This is a genomic window from Clostridiales bacterium (genome assembly GCA_017569285.1).
Lineage (GTDB): Bacteria > Bacillota > Clostridia > Christensenellales > Aristaeellaceae > Aristaeella.
This window is the reverse complement of record CP069419.1, coordinates 1,182,473-1,198,738: the sequence shown is the minus strand read 5'-3', so window position 1 is coordinate 1,198,738 and position 16,266 is coordinate 1,182,473. Positions and strand designations below refer to the sequence as shown.

At 58.9% G+C, this 16,266-nt stretch carries 12 protein-coding genes; 9 read left to right on the top strand and 3 right to left on the bottom strand.

Going from position 1 to position 16,266, the window contains the following annotated elements; all coding sequences use genetic code 11:
• Nucleotides 1–59: 59 nt before the first annotated feature.
• From JNO48_05320 to JNO48_05280, 9 genes are all read left to right on the top strand, one after another.
• Complete coding sequence (locus JNO48_05320) at nt 60–2,018, top strand: ABC transporter substrate-binding protein (protein ID QTE69320.1); 1,959 nt, start codon at nt 60–62, stop codon at nt 2,016–2,018.
• Between the two features lie 205 nt (nt 2,019–2,223).
• Nucleotides 2,224–2,691: an IS200/IS605 family transposase gene (gene tnpA / locus JNO48_05315; GenBank protein QTE69319.1), complete on the top strand. Its 468-nt coding sequence runs from the start codon at nt 2,224–2,226 to the stop codon at nt 2,689–2,691.
• A gap of 247 nt (nt 2,692–2,938) precedes the next feature.
• Complete coding sequence (locus JNO48_05310) at nt 2,939–3,916, top strand: ABC transporter substrate-binding protein (GenBank protein ID QTE69318.1); 978 nt, start codon at nt 2,939–2,941, stop codon at nt 3,914–3,916.
• Nucleotides 3,917–3,918: 2 nt separating this feature from the next.
• On the top strand, nt 3,919–5,400 hold the full coding sequence (locus JNO48_05305) for a sensor histidine kinase (protein QTE69317.1): 1,482 nt from the start codon (nt 3,919–3,921) through the stop codon (nt 5,398–5,400).
• Complete coding sequence (locus JNO48_05300; protein ID QTE69316.1) at nt 5,372–6,631, top strand: response regulator; 1,260 nt, start codon at nt 5,372–5,374, stop codon at nt 6,629–6,631. The genes JNO48_05305 and JNO48_05300 overlap by 29 nt, the downstream gene beginning before the upstream one ends.
• A 168-nt stretch (nt 6,632–6,799) precedes the next feature.
• A complete protein-coding gene (locus tag JNO48_05295) occupies nt 6,800–7,765 on the top strand; it encodes a substrate-binding domain-containing protein (protein ID QTE69315.1) in 966 nt (321 codons plus the stop codon).
• 116 nt (nt 7,766–7,881) lie between these two features.
• Nucleotides 7,882–9,381, top strand: coding sequence for a sugar ABC transporter ATP-binding protein (locus tag JNO48_05290; GenBank protein QTE69314.1), 1,500 nt, complete (start codon nt 7,882–7,884; stop codon nt 9,379–9,381).
• Between the two features lies 1 nt (nt 9,382).
• Nucleotides 9,383–10,459 carry an ABC transporter permease gene (locus tag JNO48_05285; GenBank protein QTE69313.1) on the top strand — a complete coding sequence of 359 codons (1,077 nt, stop codon included), beginning with the start codon at nt 9,383–9,385 and terminating at the stop codon, nt 10,457–10,459.
• A 63-nt stretch (nt 10,460–10,522) separates the two neighbouring features.
• Nucleotides 10,523–11,545, top strand: a complete 1,023-nt coding sequence (locus JNO48_05280; GenBank protein QTE69684.1) for a sugar ABC transporter permease YjfF — start codon at nt 10,523–10,525, stop codon at nt 11,543–11,545.
• Nucleotides 11,546–11,661: 116 nt separating this feature from the next.
• Here the strand turns inward: JNO48_05280 and JNO48_05275 are convergent, their stop codons facing one another.
• The 3 genes from JNO48_05275 to JNO48_05265 form a co-directional block, all read right to left on the bottom strand.
• Nucleotides 11,662–12,993: a polysaccharide deacetylase family protein gene (locus tag JNO48_05275; protein QTE69312.1), complete on the bottom strand. Its 1,332-nt coding sequence runs from the start codon at nt 12,991–12,993 to the stop codon at nt 11,662–11,664.
• A gap of 292 nt (nt 12,994–13,285) precedes the next feature.
• The gene (locus tag JNO48_05270; protein ID QTE69311.1) at nt 13,286–14,659 is read right to left on the bottom strand and encodes a glycoside-pentoside-hexuronide (GPH):cation symporter; all 1,374 of its coding nucleotides are present in this window, start codon (nt 14,657–14,659) and stop codon (nt 13,286–13,288) included.
• 167 nt (nt 14,660–14,826) lie between these two features.
• Nucleotides 14,827–16,263, bottom strand: coding sequence for a M20/M25/M40 family metallo-hydrolase (locus JNO48_05265; GenBank protein QTE69310.1), 1,437 nt, complete (start codon nt 16,261–16,263; stop codon nt 14,827–14,829).
• Nucleotides 16,264–16,266 lie beyond the last annotated feature (3 nt).

Sequence of the window (16,266 nt, the reverse complement as noted above, 5' to 3'; positions counted from 1 at the left end):
CCTTCCGCCTTCACAGGCGGAAGGAGCGGGAACCCCATTTCGGAAGGATGTGTGCGCAGATGAAGAAATTTGCAACATGGCTGATCGTGCTGATGCTGGCCGTGCTTCCCCTGGCTGCCGCCATGGGTGAAGCGGAAGAGGGCCTGTATGACCACCTGGTGGTCGGCAATACGACGCAGATGCGCGGGGACTTTTTTACCGGCATGTGGGGCAACGCCACAAGCGACGCCGATGTCCGGGACCTGCTGCATGGCTACAACCTGGTTGTATGGAACTCTGAAAAGAGCATGTTCTCCTTCAACCCGACTGTAGTGAATGAAGTAATGCCGATGACGGACCAGGCCGGAGACGAGACATTCGCGCTGATCCTCGCGAATGACCTGCGTTATTCTGACGGCAGCCGGATTACCGCATGGGACTATGCGTTCTCCTTCCTGCTGCAGATCTCCCCGGAAATAGCGGAACTGGGCGCGGTACCGGCACAGACGGACTACCTGCTCGGATATGATGCATATCATTCCGGTGAAACAGAGGCACTGAAAGGCGTCCGGGTTGAGGGAAACAACGTTCTCGTTGTAACCCTCCGGGGCGAATACCTGCCGTTCTTCTATGAACTGGCATTGCTGCGCTGCAATCCCTATCCGATCCGTGTGATTGCCCCCGGCGTCCAGGTAAAGGATGACGGTGAGGGCGTATACCTGGCCAATATTGATGATACGCTGGAAGAACCTGTATTTACAGGTGAGCTGCTTCGGGAAACACTGCTGGATCCGGAAACGGGATACTGCAGCCATCCCTCCGTTGTATCCGGTCCGTACACGCTGACTTCCTTTGACGGAACCACCGCCGAATTCAGCCTGAATCCCTTCTTTAAGGGAGATGAAAACGGCGTGAAGCCTACAATTCCCTCCCTGACCTATACGCTGGCAGAGAACGGGACGATGGTGGAAAAACTGCAGAACGGAGAGTTCGGCCTGCTGAACAAGGTGCTGCGGAAGGATGCCATCGACGCCGGCCTGGCCCTGCGGCAGGAAGATCCCTTCCTGGTGGAAAACTATACCCGAAACGGCCTGAGCTATATCGCCTTTGCGTGCGAAAAACCGGCTGTATCCGGCGAAAAGGTGCGGCAGGCGATTGCCTGGTGCATGGACCGGGACCAGGTGACAAAAGACTATGCCGGAGACTACGGCCTGCGGGTGGACGGCTATTACGGAATCGGCCAGTGGATGTATGAAACCGTAATCGGAACCTCGTCCCCACTGGAAGCTCCGGAGGAAGGCGATGCGCAGGCCCAGGCCGAGTTTGAAAAGCTGAAGGAAGCCCTGGAAGAGCTGAACATGGATGACCTGACCGTATACGCGGAAGACCTGGAAAAAGCAGCTGCCCTGCTGGATGAAGACGGCTGGAAGGTCAACGAAGACGGTATCCGGGAAAAGGAAATCGAAGGCGAAAAGGTGACCCTGGAGCTGACGATGCTGTATCCCGAAGGCAACGAAATCGGGGAAGTATTCCAGGAACGCCTGGTGCCCAACCTGGAGCAGGTCGGCATCAGGCTGACGCTGGAGCCCATGGAAATGAGCCGGCTGCTGGAAACATACTACAAGCAGGATGAAGACCGGAGCGCGGACATGATCTACCTGGCCAGCAACTTTGAGCTGGTGTTCGATCCTTCCGTGCAGTTCATCATCGACGAGGACGGCACACCCAACTGGTCCTACACGAACCATTCGGACAAAGAACTGTATGACTGCGCGGTGAAGATGCGTGAGACGGAACCCGGCGATATCCTCAGCTACCTGAAGAACTGGCTGGATTTCCAGAAGCGGATCAACGAGACCCTTCCGATCCTGCCGGTTTACTCCAATGTGTACTTTGACTTCTACACCAATACGCTGCATGACTACGCGGTGGGCACGAAGAGCACCTGGGCACAGGCGATTGTGCCCGCATACCTGGCCGAGTATGTGGAGGAAGTACCGGAAGAAGAAGCTGCGGAGGAACTGACTGAAATTCCGTAACAGCGGGGGAAATCATCAGCCGGACCCAACCCAATCATCATCCAACCAACCGGAGGCAGATGCCTCCGGCTTTTTGTATTCATAAAACCCCACGCTAGGCGTGGGGTTCGGGAGAGCTTATAGCTATGCGAATGAAAGAGAAACTCCTTTTGCTATAATGCCAATGCGGTCTGCCAACTGCAAAGGAGCAAAAGGAGGTCATTAGATGGCTAACGACTTACAGAGTTTAGCACACACGAGATGGAACTGCAAATATCACATAGTGTTTGCGCCGAAGTATCGAAGGATGGTGTTTTACGGGGAAAAGAAAACGGAGATCGGAAAGATCATCCGACAGTTATGTGAATGGAAAGGTGTAGAAATCCATGAAGCAGAGGTATGCCCGGATCATATCCACATGTCGGTGAGCATACCACCCAAGGTAGCGGTATCAAGTTTCATGGGTTACCTGAAAGGAAAAAGCAGTGTGCTAATCTACGAAAAGTTTGGGGAACTAAAGTACAAGTACAGGAACCGTGAATTTTGGTGCCGGGGGTATTACGTAGATACGGTAGGAAAGAATACTAAGGCAATCGCAGAGTATATCCGGCATCAGTTGGAAGAGGACAAGATGGGAGAACAGTTAACAATGCTGGGAAAGGCCAACGATAACCCGTTTACGGGTGGCCAGTAACAGTCTACGCGGTTGGCAGACCGTAATTGCGCCTGCGAGGGCGCGGGCTAGTATTCTAGGCCTATGGCCGCATAAGAAAAGCCACCGGCTATGCCGGTGGATCTTTACTCTGCGCCCATGTTCCGGGACGCACGGAGTATACCGGCGGATATGTCCCGGGAGAAGGGGATTGCGCGAACCGGAATTTGTATCTATAATGATACACAAATGCGCAGGACAGAAGAAAAAACGAACCGGGGGAGAGCTTATGCGGAAAATCGCAATCATGATACTGGCAGTGATCCTGCTGGGCATGCTGGGCGGATGTGCGGGAAAACCGACGGACCCGGAAAGCCGCGCGATTGTGGTCGGGTTTTCCCAGCTGGGGGCGGAAAGCTCCTGGCGGATGGCCAACACGAAGAGCGTGGAAGCCGCGGCAAAGCAGTACGGATTCGGCCTGATGATGGAAAACGCCAACCAGAAGCAGGAGAAGCAGATTGAAGCAATCCGCTCCTTTATCGCGTACCAGGTGGACGTGATCGTGTTTTCACCGATCGTTGAAACCGGGTGGGACAATGTGCTGAACGAGGCGAAGCAGGCGAACATCCCGGTGATCCTGGTGGACCGGATGATCGAATCGGAGAACGCGGATTCGCTGTACACGGCGATCGTCGGCGCGGATTTCTACGCGGAAGGCCGCCGGGCCGGGGAGTACCTGATCCGGAAGGCGGACGCGGAGAAGATGGACCACGTCCGGATCGCGGAGATCAGCGGAACACTTGACTCCACCCCGATGCGGGACCGGCAGCGCGGGTTCCAGGACGCGATCCGGGAGGACAGCCGGTTTGAAATCATCGACAGCATCTGCGGGGATTTCCTGCGCTCGAAGGGCGAGGAATGCATGACTTACCTGCTGGAAAAATACGGGAAAGACGGAATCGACGTGATCTACTCCCACAACGATTCCATGACGCTGGGCGTGCTGGATATCCTGGAGAAGAACGGAATCCGGCCGGCCCAGGATATCATCCTGATTACGGTGGACGGCGAAAAGGAAGCAGTGGAGGCGCTGAAGGCAGGGAAGATCAACTGCGTGGTGCAGTGCTCCCCGGACCTGGGCGACGAGGTGATGAAGCTGGTGCAGGACCTGAAGGCGGGAAAGGATATCCCACGGGTCACGCATCCGGACGAAGGCGCATTCTCCGACCTGGATGACCTGACAGATCCCCGGGTGGAGGGCTTCTGAGCATGGCACAGCAAAGAATGACCAGCATTGTCCGGCAGGTGCGCATATCGGTTACCACGATTGCGCTGCTGCTGATCCTGCCGGTGATCGGCGGGCTGGTTACCACGATTATCTACTCGGAACAGTACCAGGCGATGATCCGCCGGATGGACCGGGCTGCGGAGCAGAAGCCGGTGGTGGAAACCACACTGGCGGAAAATATGTTTGCCGTGGCGGCCGGGCGATCCTCATTCGCGGACAGCGGCGCGGAGAAGCTGATTGCCCGGGTGGACGGGACGCTGGACGAGCTGCTGGCGGAAACCTCCGGGAACGGCCACCTGCAGCTGACGGTGGCACGGCGGACAATGGAGACGCTGGAGCAGTATATCCTGAAGGTCCGGGACGGCATGGCGGAGGGTATCCCGATTGACGAAATCATCGAAATCGTGGATGAAATCCGCAAAATCGGCGCACAGGTGGCGGACATGGTGGACGCGTTTATCGGGCAGGAAATCCTGAACGCCCGGGCGACCAGCACCCACCTGAACCGGGCGGTGCTGATTACGGCCGGCGCGGAATTCCTGCTGCTGATCCTGGCACTGTTCTATACCCGGTTTGCCATGAACCGGCTGACAGACAACATCCGGACGGCGCTTTCCTCCCTGGAAACCACGGTGCGCCGGATCGCCGAGGGCGACCTGCGCGACCGGGTGAGCGACCTGGGCGTGGAGGAACTGCAGGAGCTGGCAGAGCACATCAACCAGATGGCGGAACGGCTGGAAACCCTGATCGCGGAAACCCGGCGGAACCAGGAACACCTGGCGAAGGCCGAACTGCGGACGCTGCAGGCGCAGATCAACCCGCACTTCCTGTACAACACGCTGGACGCGATCGTATGGCAGGCAGAAAGCGGGAAGGGCGACGAGGTGGTGCGCCTGACACGGAACCTGAGCGACTTCTTCCGCATCTCCCTGTCCTCCGGCGCGGACTGGATCCCGGTGACCCAGGAGCTGAAGCATGTATCCGCTTACCTGAGCATCCAGCAGACCCGGTACCGGGATATCCTGAACTATGATGTGGATTCCCCGGAGGGGATGGAGAACGTATACATGCTGAAGCTGCTGCTGCAGCCGCTGGTGGAAAATGCACTGTACCACGGCATCAAGGAAAAGCGCGGCGGCGGGCGGATCACCGTGCGCATGCAGGCGGAAGGCGCGCTGATGCGCTTTACTGTGACGGATACCGGCAAGGGTATGGCACCGGAACAGCTGAAGGAAATCCGCAGGGCGCTGGATGCCGAAAAGCCGAGCCTGCAGGCAGCGCTGGAGCCGGGTTATTCCGGATTCGGCCTGCGGAACGTGGACATGCGCATCCGGCTGTACTATGGAAAGAAGAAGGGGCTGACCCTTAAATCCGGTCCGGAGGGGACGGAGGTATCCTTTGTGATCCCGATCCGGTCAAGGGAGGAAATTGACCATGATGAAGGTCTTTCTGGTAGACGATGAAATAGCCATCCGGGAGAACCTGCGGAATTCCTTTCCCTGGGAGGAGAAGGGATTCCAGCTGGTGGGCGAGGCGCCGGACGGGGAAATGGCCCTGCCGATGATCCGCGACCTGGACGTGGATATCCTGCTGACGGATATCCGGATGCCGTTTATGGACGGAATGAAGCTGTGCGAAGAGGTGCAGCGGACGATGCCGTGGGTGGAGCGGATCATCCTGTCCGGATATGACGACTTTGAATATGCCCGGAAGGCGATCAGCCTGGGGGTGCGGGAATACCTGCTGAAGCCGGTGACGGCGAAGGAACTCGGGGACGTGCTGGACCGGGCCCGCAGCCAGATTGAGGAAAAGCGCCGGGAACGGGAGAACCTGACGGCACTGAAAAACCGCGCGATGAACGAGAACGCCTTCCTGCGGGACAAGCTGCTGGAAAGCCTGTTCACCGACGAGGGCGATCCGGCGGACGATGACGCGGTGGTGAGCCAGATGCGCGGGCTGGGCGTGAACCTGATGGCCGGATGCTACGCGGTGCTGGATATCTCCTTTGCCTCGGAGGGCGAGGCGCGGGCGGCCTGCCGCAGCGCGCTGACGAGCCTGGCGGAAATGAGCGGGGGCACGGTGTTTGTGTGCTCCGGCGCGAAGGGCGCGCGGGCACTGGTGCTGGGCGACCACCCGGAGGACGTGGAGGAGCGGGCATATTCCTATGCCAACTCCGCGATGCACCTGCCGGAGCTGGAGAACGAGCAGAACCTACTGATCACCATTGGGGATACGGTGGATGATTTCCACGAAATCCGCAGGAGCATGCGCAGCGCACGGCACCTGCGCCACCTGCAGACGGCGGAGGGCCCGGCCAAGCGCAGTATCGTAAGCCCCGGCGGGCGTGGAAGCGGTTACGGTGAAGGCTCCGTGCTGAAGGCGCGGCTGTTCCTGGAGGAGCATTTCTCCGACCCGAACCTGATGCTTTCCGACGCGGCGGAAGCGGTGCACCTGAGCCAAAGCCACCTGTCCACCATCTTCGCGCAGGAGACGGGAATGACGTTTACGCAGTACCTGACCGGGCTGCGGATCTCCCGGGCGAAGGAGCTGCTGGAGACCACGGAGCTGCGGTCCTTCCGGATTGCGGAGGAGGTCGGGTACAACGACGCGCACTACTTCAGCTATATGTTTAAGCGGAGCACCGGAATGACGCCGAGCGAGTACCGGAAGAGCTGGCGTGACCAAAAAAAATGAACCCCTGATCCAAAGATACTTCCCTTTTTTGGACGAAAAACATGCCAAATACGGAAAAATTTCAACCAAAATCGAAATCCTCTGCATTTAAAAGCAGGGGATTCTTTTTTATAATTCAGGTAAATGGCAGGCATGCCAAAAAAGAATAATCTTTGGGAGGAAAGAATCATGAAGAAACTGTTGGCTCTGGTTATCGCTCTTGTGATGATCCTGTCCGTGTCCCTCGCGTTTGCGGATGGCATCAAGGTCGGCATCATCAACCTGGACCCCGCTGAATCCGGATACCGCCAGGCGAACGTGAAGAATCTGACCGATACCTTCACCGCCGAGAACGGCTACGACGCGACCTTCGTTACCGCCCCCACTGCTGACAAGCAGCTGGAAGCGGCCCGCTCCTTCATCACGGCTGAAGTGTCCTACATCCTGGTTTCTGCTGCGGAGACCACCGGCTGGGACGAAGTGCTGGAAGAAGCCAAGGAAGCCGGCATCAAAGTGTTCCTGTTCGACCGTATGATCGAGACCGATCCTTCCAACTACACCGCGGCTGTCGTTTCCGACATGCGGCAGGAAGGCGAAACCGCTGTGGCTTGGCTGGAGAGCCTGGGCCTGGAAGAGTACAAGATCCTGCACATCCAGGGACAGCTGGGCAGCGCCGCGCAGATCGGCCGCTCTGATCCGCTGACCGAAAAGTGCGCCGCTGACGAGAAGTGGACCATCGTCCGCGAAGGCACCGGCGGAGACAGCTGGGATCCCAACGAAGCCCGGAAGATCGCCGAAGCCGCGATCGATGCCGGTGAAAGCTTCAACATCGTGTACGCTGAGAACGACGGCATGGCTGACGGCGTTGTGGCGGCCCTGGACGCGAAGGGCATCACCCACGGCGTGAACGGCGACGTCATCATCATGGGATTTGACTGCAACAAGTGGGCGCTCGAAAAGCTGCTGGCCGGCGAATGGAACTACGACGGACAGTGCAGCCCCTTCCAGGCGGTTGTGATCGACGAAATGATCAAGACCTTGGAAGCCGGCGGCGAAATCGAAGGCCTGAACGAACTCAACCAGATCATCTCTGTTGAGAAGGGCTTCGATGCCAAGACCATCACCCAGGAAGACATCGACGCTTACGGACTGTAATTAACCCATAACCCCACGGCGCGGTATGGACGAACGGAAACGCGCGTCCATACCGCGCTTTCTTTGAAGAGTAACGGTCTGACGGGAAAGCAAAGGCCGGGAAGGAGCCATCCCAGATGCAAAACGACGTAGTGTTGACGATGCGCGGAATCTGCAAATCGTTTCCGGGCACCCGGGCGCTGCACAATGTGGATTTTACCCTGCGGAAGGGCGAAATCCATGCCCTGATGGGGGAAAACGGCGCGGGAAAATCCACCCTGATCAAGGTGCTGACCGGTGTTTATGAAAAGGACAGCGGCAGCATCACGGTGGACGGAAAAGACGCGCATATCCGTTCCCCGCAGGACGCACAGAATGCCGGAATCAGTACAGTGTACCAGGAAATTACGCTGTGCCCGAACCTGACTGTGGCGGAGAATATGTTTATCGGCCGGTCGGAGGGCAACCTGATCCACTGGAAGGAACGGGAAAAGCGCACGGCCGAAATCCTGGCCAACCTGGGAATTCCCGCACGGCCGAAGCAGGAACTGTCCGGCTGCTCGCTGGCGGTTCAGCAGATGGTGGCCATCGCCCGGGCAGTGGATATGCAGTGCAAGGTGCTGATCCTGGACGAGCCGACCTCCTCGCTGGACGAGAAGGAAGTGGAAATGCTGTTCGGCCTGATGCGGGACCTGAAGAGCCGGGGCGTGGGCATCATCTTTGTGACCCACTTCCTGGAGCAGGTATACGCGGTCAGCGACCGGATCACGGTGCTGCGCAACGGCGAACTGGTGGGCGAGTATGTGGTGGAGGACCTGCCGCAGGTGGAACTCGTCGCCAAGATGATGGGCAAGGACCTGAACGACCTGGCAGACCTGGAACAGGTCGGCACGAAGAGCGCCGGAGGCGAGAACATCGTTTACGAAGCGGAGAAGCTTTCCAGCACGGAGAGCCGCCCGTTCGATTTCCATATCCGCAAGGGTGAGGTGAACGGATTCACCGGCCTGCTGGGATCCGGACGGAGCGAAAGCGTGCGCGCGATCTTCGGCGCGGACCGGGTGACCGGCGGCACCGTGAAGATGGACGGAAAGGCCGTGAAGGTTTCGAAACCGCATGACGCGATGAAGGCCGGCATCGGTTACCTGCCGGAGGACCGGAAACGGGACGGCATCATCGCGGACCTGTCCGTGCGCGAGAACATCATCCTCGCGCTGCAGGTGATGAAGGGCTTCTTCCATCCGATGAGCCGGAAGGAAATGGAGCAGTTCGCGGACGAATACATCAAAACCCTGCAGATTAAAACAGCCAGCCAGGAGACCCCGGTGGGCAGCCTTTCCGGAGGCAACCAGCAGAAGGTTATCCTGGCCCGGTGGCTTCTGACGCATCCGGAATACCTGATCCTGGATGAGCCGACCCGCGGTATCGACGTGGGCACCAAGCTGGAAATCCAGAAGCTGGTGCTGAAGCTGGCGGAAGACAACGTGAGCGTGACCTTTATCTCCTCCGAAATTGAGGAAATGCTCCGCGTGTGCAGCCGCCTGATCGTGATGCGCGACCGGAAGATCGTGGGCGAGCTGACCGGTGATGAGCTGACGCAGGCGACAGTGATGAAGACAATCGCGGGAGGTGAGCAGTAAGATGAGTTCCCCGGCGAAAACGAAGAAAGCCTCCAGCCTGGGCCAGCTGATTATCCCGCTGGTGGCACTGGGCCTCCTGCTCCTGTTCAACCTGATCCGGGACCCGGGCTTCTACAACATCAGCGTTGCGACCAACAATGCCGGCAACCCCGTGCTGAGCGGCAACATCATCAGCATTATTGACAGCGCGAGTGAGCTGGCGATCATCGCCATGGGCATGACGCTGGTGACCGCGGCCTGCGGCGGCCAGGACATCTCGGTCGGCGCGGTAGGCGCGATTGCAGGCGCGGTGTTCGTGAAGGTCGTGTTCGCGTTCCCCGGCATTACCCCGGGCTCGCTGATTGTGGGCCTGATTGCCTGCATCCTGGGCGCGATCCTGTTCAAGATGTTCAACGGCACCCTGGTGGCGGTATTCCGGATCCAGCCGATGATCGCCACGCTGATCCTCTACTCCTGCGGACGGTCCATCGCCTACTGGATCAACGGCGACGCGACACCGCAGATCAGCAGCCCGATCCTGAGCGCGGTGGGCATGACGATTCCCGGGATCCCGATCCCGACGCCCATCTTCCTGGTGATCCTGATGGGCCTGCTGCTGACACTGATCTTTAAACTGACCAACACCCGCCTGTATACCCAGGCGGTGGGCATCAACCAGGGCGCGGCCCGGCTGAACGGCATCAACCCGGTGGGAATCAAGCTGCTGAGCTTTGTGCTGCTGGGTGTGTGCGTGGCTGTGGCGGCCGTGATCGGCATCGCCCGGCTGGGCAACCTGAGCCATAAGACAATCCTGGCGGACATCGAGATGGACGCGATCCTGGCGGTCGCCATCGGCGGCAACAACCTGGGCGGCGGCCGGTTCCGCCTGAGCGGCAGCATCCTGGGCGCCTATATCATCCAGATGCTGACGACGACGCTGTACGCGATGAACGTCGCAACAGTGAATATCAAAGCCTACAAGGCAATCGTCATCATCGTGATCGTGATTGCAGGCTCTCCCGTGGTGAAAGCCAAGCTGACCGCACTGTGGAACCGCCTTCGTTCCGGCGGAACGACCGGCATCAAGGAGGTGGGCTGAGTGAGTACGGCAAGTACGGTGAAACGCGTGAAGCGTGAGCGGCTGACAGACGCCCAGCTGCTGATGACCATCAGTATCTGCATTTTCCTGGTGATGTACGGCGCGGCCATGATCTTCATGGGCGGCGGCTTCCTGAAGACCCAGCAGCTGTTTGACCTGCTGAATGACAACGCGGCACTGATTATCATCTCCTGCGCACTGACCATCGTGATGATCGGCGGCGGCATCAACATCTCCGTCGGCGGCGTGATCGGCCTGACCTGTATGGCGGGCGCGCTGTTCCTGAACGCGCACAGCGACGGCGGACCGTTCAGCATTGTACTGACGTTCCTGCTGGCGATCGGCATCGGCCTGGCCTTCGGCCTGCTGCAGGGCTTCCTGGTGAGTTACCTGGAAATCCAGCCGTTTATCGTAACCCTGGCCGGCATGTTCCTGGCCCGCGGCCTGACGACGATCCTGTCGGTGAACCCGGTGACGGTTTCCCACAAGGATTTCAGCGCGCTGGTGAAGACAAAGATCCAGATCCCGTTCCTTGGCTATACGGCGAAGAACGGCAACCTGATCGCCGCCAAGCTGGAAATCGGCGCGGTGGTGGCCCTCTGCGTGGTACTGCTGGTTTACCTGATGCTGCGGTATACGAAGCTGGGACGGAACATCTACGCGATCGGCGGCAACCAGGGCAGCGCCCTGACGCTGGGCATCAACGTGAAGCGGACCCGCTTCTACAGCTACCTGATCAGCGGCCTCCTGAGCGGCCTGGCCGGATTCGTGTTCCTGATGCACAAACCCGCCGGCAATGCGAGCGTGGCCATGCGGAGCGAGATGGACGCCATCGCGTCCTCGATTATCGGCGGCACGCTGCTGACCGGCGGCGTGGGCAACGTGATCGGCACCCTGTTCGGAACGATGATCCTGGCGACGATCCAGAAGATCATCGCGCTGAGCCCGCTGAACGCCTCCTGGTGGCAGGATATGGCGAGCGGCGCCATGCTTGGGCTCTTCATCCTGCTGCAGAGCGTGGTGCTGAGCCGGCGCGGCCGGGGCGGACTGAAGCTTCCGCACTGGCTGAAGCTGACCAAAGGATGACATATCCGGGAATTTGCCCCTTTCTCCTTTTCAGGGCGGCAGTGATGCCGTCCTGTTTTTGCGCATAAAAACTCCCTTTGCCCGGGCGGGCAAAGGGAGTTTTGAGGAGGTTTATTTTACTTGGTCTTCTTGATGGAATAGTCGCCGTTTTTGCAGCGGTAGTAGACCTTGCCGTTTTCGAACGCGACGCCGTCCTTGGCGAAGAGTTCATCGATGGTGAGGCACATATAGCCGTTCTCTTCCAGGTATTGCACGACCTTGCGTGTGGCTTCCCCGGTATTTTTCTTGATGTCGTGGCAGAGGATGATATCGCCGTCGTCAATCTGGCTTTTGACGGTGTTCAGGACCTCATCCGCAGAGCGGCCGCGCCAGTCATAGGTATCCAGGCTCCACTGGATATACGCCCATTTGACCTTGGCCTTGACCATAGGCGGATAACGGCCGCCGGGTACCCGGTCGTAGCGGACGGGGATGCCGATGGCCTTGATCATGGCGGTGTTGACCTTCTCCGGCATCCGGCGCAGGGCTGCGGCGGAGGACTTGGTGGCGTTGCCGTGGTGCCAGTTGTGGGACGCGACAGCGTGGCCGTTGTCATGTTCGCGGCGGACCAGGTAGCGGTAATCATCCACGCGGTTGCCGATGGCGAAGAAGGTGCCCCGGGCACCGGTCTGCATCAGGCTGATGAGGACCTTGGGAGTATTCTCAGAGCTGGGACCGTCGTCAAAGGTGAGGGCGCAGGTTTTGTAATACGCGAGGTTGTCGGTCTGCTCCGCGGCTTCCGGAGCCAGCATATCCCGGATTTCCGGATAGAAGACGGTGACCTCCATCAGGGTATGCTTATCCGGATACAGCAGGTCCGCCGGGTAATGCAGCACGAGAGACATGCCGTGGAGGGTGAATTCTGCTTCTTCCAGGGCGGACTGTTCGCAGAGGGCATTCAGCTTCTCCGGATCCGGCTGCACATCCGGCCAGTAGGCGGTGAGGGATTCCCGGACGCGGCTGGCCAGGAAAGACCAGGCGGCAGTGTCATTGAACAGGTCGCTGAGCATGATCCGCTGGCCGGAAATCATATCATAGGTGCGGGAAGCGATCCGCTGGGCGGTGAGGTCCTGGTGGAACGTGGTCCGTGCCTGCACCAGGAAGCTCATCCAGCGGAGGCCGGTGCGGCTGTAGCGGATTTCCACATCCAGCCGGCTGTTTTTCTTGCCGCTGTTTTTGGCATCCGGAAGGAAGTTGCCGAGCTCTTCCACCCAGCCGGAAGCGATGCCGTTGATCTCCTCCGTGACCGCCGGAAGGGCGGTTTCCACCTGCCAGAGGCGGATCTGTGCCTTGTTGCTGCGGGTGGTATCGGTATAGGTATTGGTGACCTTGTGGCAGTCCTGCAGGGGTTCTGCGTGGGCTGCGCCAGCAGGCAACTGGCACAGCAGAATCAGCAGTACCAGAATCAACGATGCTGCTCGCAGAGGAAAGGAGTTTCGCACCTGCGGGTGCGACCAGGGCTTTCCGATCGCCCTGGACCTTCGGTCAGCATGTCTTATAATGGAACAAACATGAAAACCCTGCTTCATGGGTGTACCTCCGGTTGAACATTCGAGGTCCGGATGGACCATCTGATACGCATTGTAGCTGTTTTCATATGATTCTGCAAGTGCAGGCGGGCGGTCGGGAAGAAAAAGGACAGCAAAATGCCGCATCCGGGAACGGATGCGGCAAAGAGAAAAGGAGGAGAACCTATGAAGATCATCCGCGGAGCTGACGGTGGATTTCCTCGGAATAGGCATCCGTCAGCTTGAATTTCTTTTTGAATACCATGACAGCCACGAACAGGCCGATGATCGGGAGGATTGTCATCAGCAGGCGGAGACCAGTGAGGGTGGAAGCCGACTGCTGGACGATGGTGGCTTCCTCATCCGTATTGCCGACGAGGCCGATCAGGTCCAGGCCGATCCCGGTGAGGAACACCGCGACGCCGCTGGCGGCCTTAACCACGAAGGTCTGCATGGAGAAGATGACGCTTTCTTCCCGGCGGCCGGTCCGCAGTTCGCCGTAATCGACGGAACCGGAGAGGAATACGGTGGTGAGCACGCTGAGCACGCCGTTGGCGGCGAATACCGCCGCGCCGGGAACGGCGAGCAGGATCAGGTTGTGCGTGAAGCCGGTGAAGCAGAGCGCCAGCAGGACGGCATAACCGAAGACGGCCATCGAGATGGCGACGAGGAAAATCTTTTCATTCGGTATCTTCCGGCCCCGCAGGATCGGATAGAGAACCATCATGCCGAGGATCTGGAACGCGCCGCCGATGGTGGAGAACAGGGTGTAGCTGCCCTTCCAGCCCTCACCGCCGAAGTCATACTTGAAGAAGTAAATGATGAAGTTGCTGGTAAGGTACAGTGACATGTTGATGAGCACGATGGTGCAGACGACGGTGAGCGCCTGGTCGTTGCCAAAGAGGGCTTTGAACATCTCCCGGACGGAGGCAACCTGCATTTTGCCGGTGTCGTTCTCCTTCATGAAGATACAGCAGATGATCTCCGTGATCACGAAGATGACCGCGACCGCCAGGGCCACATAGCGGAAACCGATGATGTCGTTGCCACCGCCGAAGATGCCGACAGCCAGCATGGTGAACATCGCGATGAGGGCGGAACCGACGCCGGCGCAGGTACGGCCGACAACGGAGAGGTTTTCCCGGTCCTTCGGCGTGTCGGTAACGGCGGGGATCATGCTCCAGTAGGGGATATCCATCATGGTGTAGGTGACCCCCCAGAGGATATAGACCACGGAGAAGTAGACCATGAGCGTGCCGGCGGGGGAATCGTACGGCGCGGAGAACAGCGCATAAAGCACGACGGCGTTCAGCACGGTGCCGCTGAAGAGCCAGGGACGGAAACGGCCCCAGCGGGTTTTGGTTTTCGCGACGAGAATCCCCATGAACGGATCGTTGAGCGCGTCAAAAACCCGGGCGATCATCAGGATCAGGCCGACAAATGTGGCGCTGAGGTGCAGCGTATCCTGGTAATAGAACATCACGTAGCTGGCGCTGAGGGCATAGACCATATCCTTGCCGACCGCTCCCAGGCCAAAGGCAACTTTCTGTTTCAAAGAAAGCTTCATCGGAGGCCTCCTGTTTTGTTGTGCCCGGGAAATGCCGGGTATCTTTTCTGGTATTATATCATACATTTCCCGAAAAAGCGAGAGAAATGTATGCATACAGAAATACAAAAATTCCCGTCTATCCCTATGGGAAAGGCGGGAATCTGATAAAAACTGCAAGCGGGAAGTCAGACACAGGCCCGGATCAGGTTTTTATAGAAGTCCACGGCGCCGGGCAGGCAGGAAATTTCGATATTCTCATTGAGGCCGTGCATGCCCTTCATCTGCTCCGGTCCGTAGATGACCGGGGCGAAGCGGAAAACGTGGTCACAGATTTCCTGGTAGAACCGGGCATCGGTGGCGCCGGTCATGACATAGGGGCTGTGGGGACAGCCGGGGAAGGTTTCCTCCACGACGCGGCAGACCGTTTGGAAAGCCTCGCCGGAGAGGTCCGCGGAGGCGGTATAATCCGTTGCCTGGAGTACTTCCATGGTGAGGCCGTGCTTCTTCGCACGTTTTTCGATGATGGCCAGGCTTTCCTTCATTCCCTGGTGGGGAATGAAGCGCATGTTGGCGCTGACGGTGGCCTCCTGCGGCATGACGTTGCAGGCATCGGAACCGGACTGCATGGTGAAGGCGATGGTGGTGCGGATCATGGCGCCGGCCTGGGCGCTGATCATCGGGAGGACCTGCAGCAGGACCGGCCGGAAGAGCCAGAGGTTGCCGAAGATCCACTTCATCGGGAAGGAAGCATAGGGCGCGAGCGTCCGGAACATGGCGGCGACCTCCTTCGGAAGGCGGCGCCGGAAGACCCGGTGGGTCTCCACATCGTTGACAAACGCGGCAAGGTTCGCAATGGGGGAATGCGGCTTTGGCGTGGAGGCGTGGCCGCCGCTGGACCGGGCGGTGAAGCGGACATCCGCCTTGCCTTTTTCGAACACGCCGATCATGGCGAAATTGCCATGGATGCCGCCCATCGGCTCAGAGATGATACCGCCGCCCTCATCGCACACCAGCCAGGGACGGACACCGCGGCGCTTCAGCTCCGCGACGAGCTTCGGACAGCCGTCGCCCGCCCATTCCTCGGTGCAGGAGGAGGAGAGGTATACATCGTTTTCCGGGACGTATCCACTGGCCAGCAGTTCTTCCGCGGCCTGGAAGAAGGCCATGACGGAACACTTGGTATCCGAAGAACCGCGGCCCCAGACCTTTCCGTCCGCAATATCCCCGGAGAAAGGCGCGTGCGACCATTCGCCCTCGGCCGGCACCACATCCTGGTGGCTCATGAGAACCAGGGGCTTTTCACTGCTCTTCCCTCTCCAGAAAAAGAGGAGGTTTCCGTCAATTTCCGTTTTTTCCAGTTTCTGATGCACGAGGGGAAACAGGGATTCCAGCTCCCGGTGGAAGGCCAGGAACTTTTCCCGCTGGTTTTCCCCGGGAACGGAAACGGTTTCCACCCGCACCATGCGGGAGAGCTTTTCCGCGTATTCTCCTGTGCGGGCCGGATCCGGCGCGGGAACATATTCCGACCGGCGGGAAGGAATGAAGAGCGTACGGATCAGCGAAATGAGCAGGAGCAGGAGCACCAGGCCGACCAGGCCAAGCAGGATCCAGACCGCTGTCATGGC

Coding starts and splice junctions, on each gene's coding strand:
- JNO48_05320 (QTE69320.1), top strand. CDS start 60: ATGAAGAAATTTGCAACATGGCTGATCGTGCTGATGCTGGCCGTGCTT.
- tnpA (QTE69319.1), top strand. CDS start 2,224: ATGGCTAACGACTTACAGAGTTTAGCACACACGAGATGGAACTGCAAA.
- JNO48_05310 (QTE69318.1), top strand. CDS start 2,939: ATGCGGAAAATCGCAATCATGATACTGGCAGTGATCCTGCTGGGCATG.
- JNO48_05305 (QTE69317.1), top strand. CDS start 3,919: ATGGCACAGCAAAGAATGACCAGCATTGTCCGGCAGGTGCGCATATCG.
- JNO48_05300 (QTE69316.1), top strand. CDS start 5,372: ATGATGAAGGTCTTTCTGGTAGACGATGAAATAGCCATCCGGGAGAAC.
- JNO48_05295 (QTE69315.1), top strand. CDS start 6,800: ATGAAGAAACTGTTGGCTCTGGTTATCGCTCTTGTGATGATCCTGTCC.
- JNO48_05290 (QTE69314.1), top strand. CDS start 7,882: ATGCAAAACGACGTAGTGTTGACGATGCGCGGAATCTGCAAATCGTTT.
- JNO48_05285 (QTE69313.1), top strand. CDS start 9,383: ATGAGTTCCCCGGCGAAAACGAAGAAAGCCTCCAGCCTGGGCCAGCTG.
- JNO48_05280 (QTE69684.1), top strand. CDS start 10,523: ATGACCATCAGTATCTGCATTTTCCTGGTGATGTACGGCGCGGCCATG.
- JNO48_05270 (QTE69311.1), bottom strand. CDS start 14,659: ATGAAGCTTTCTTTGAAACAGAAAGTTGCCTTTGGCCTGGGAGCGGTC.
- JNO48_05265 (QTE69310.1), bottom strand. CDS start 16,263: ATGACAGCGGTCTGGATCCTGCTTGGCCTGGTCGGCCTGGTGCTCCTG.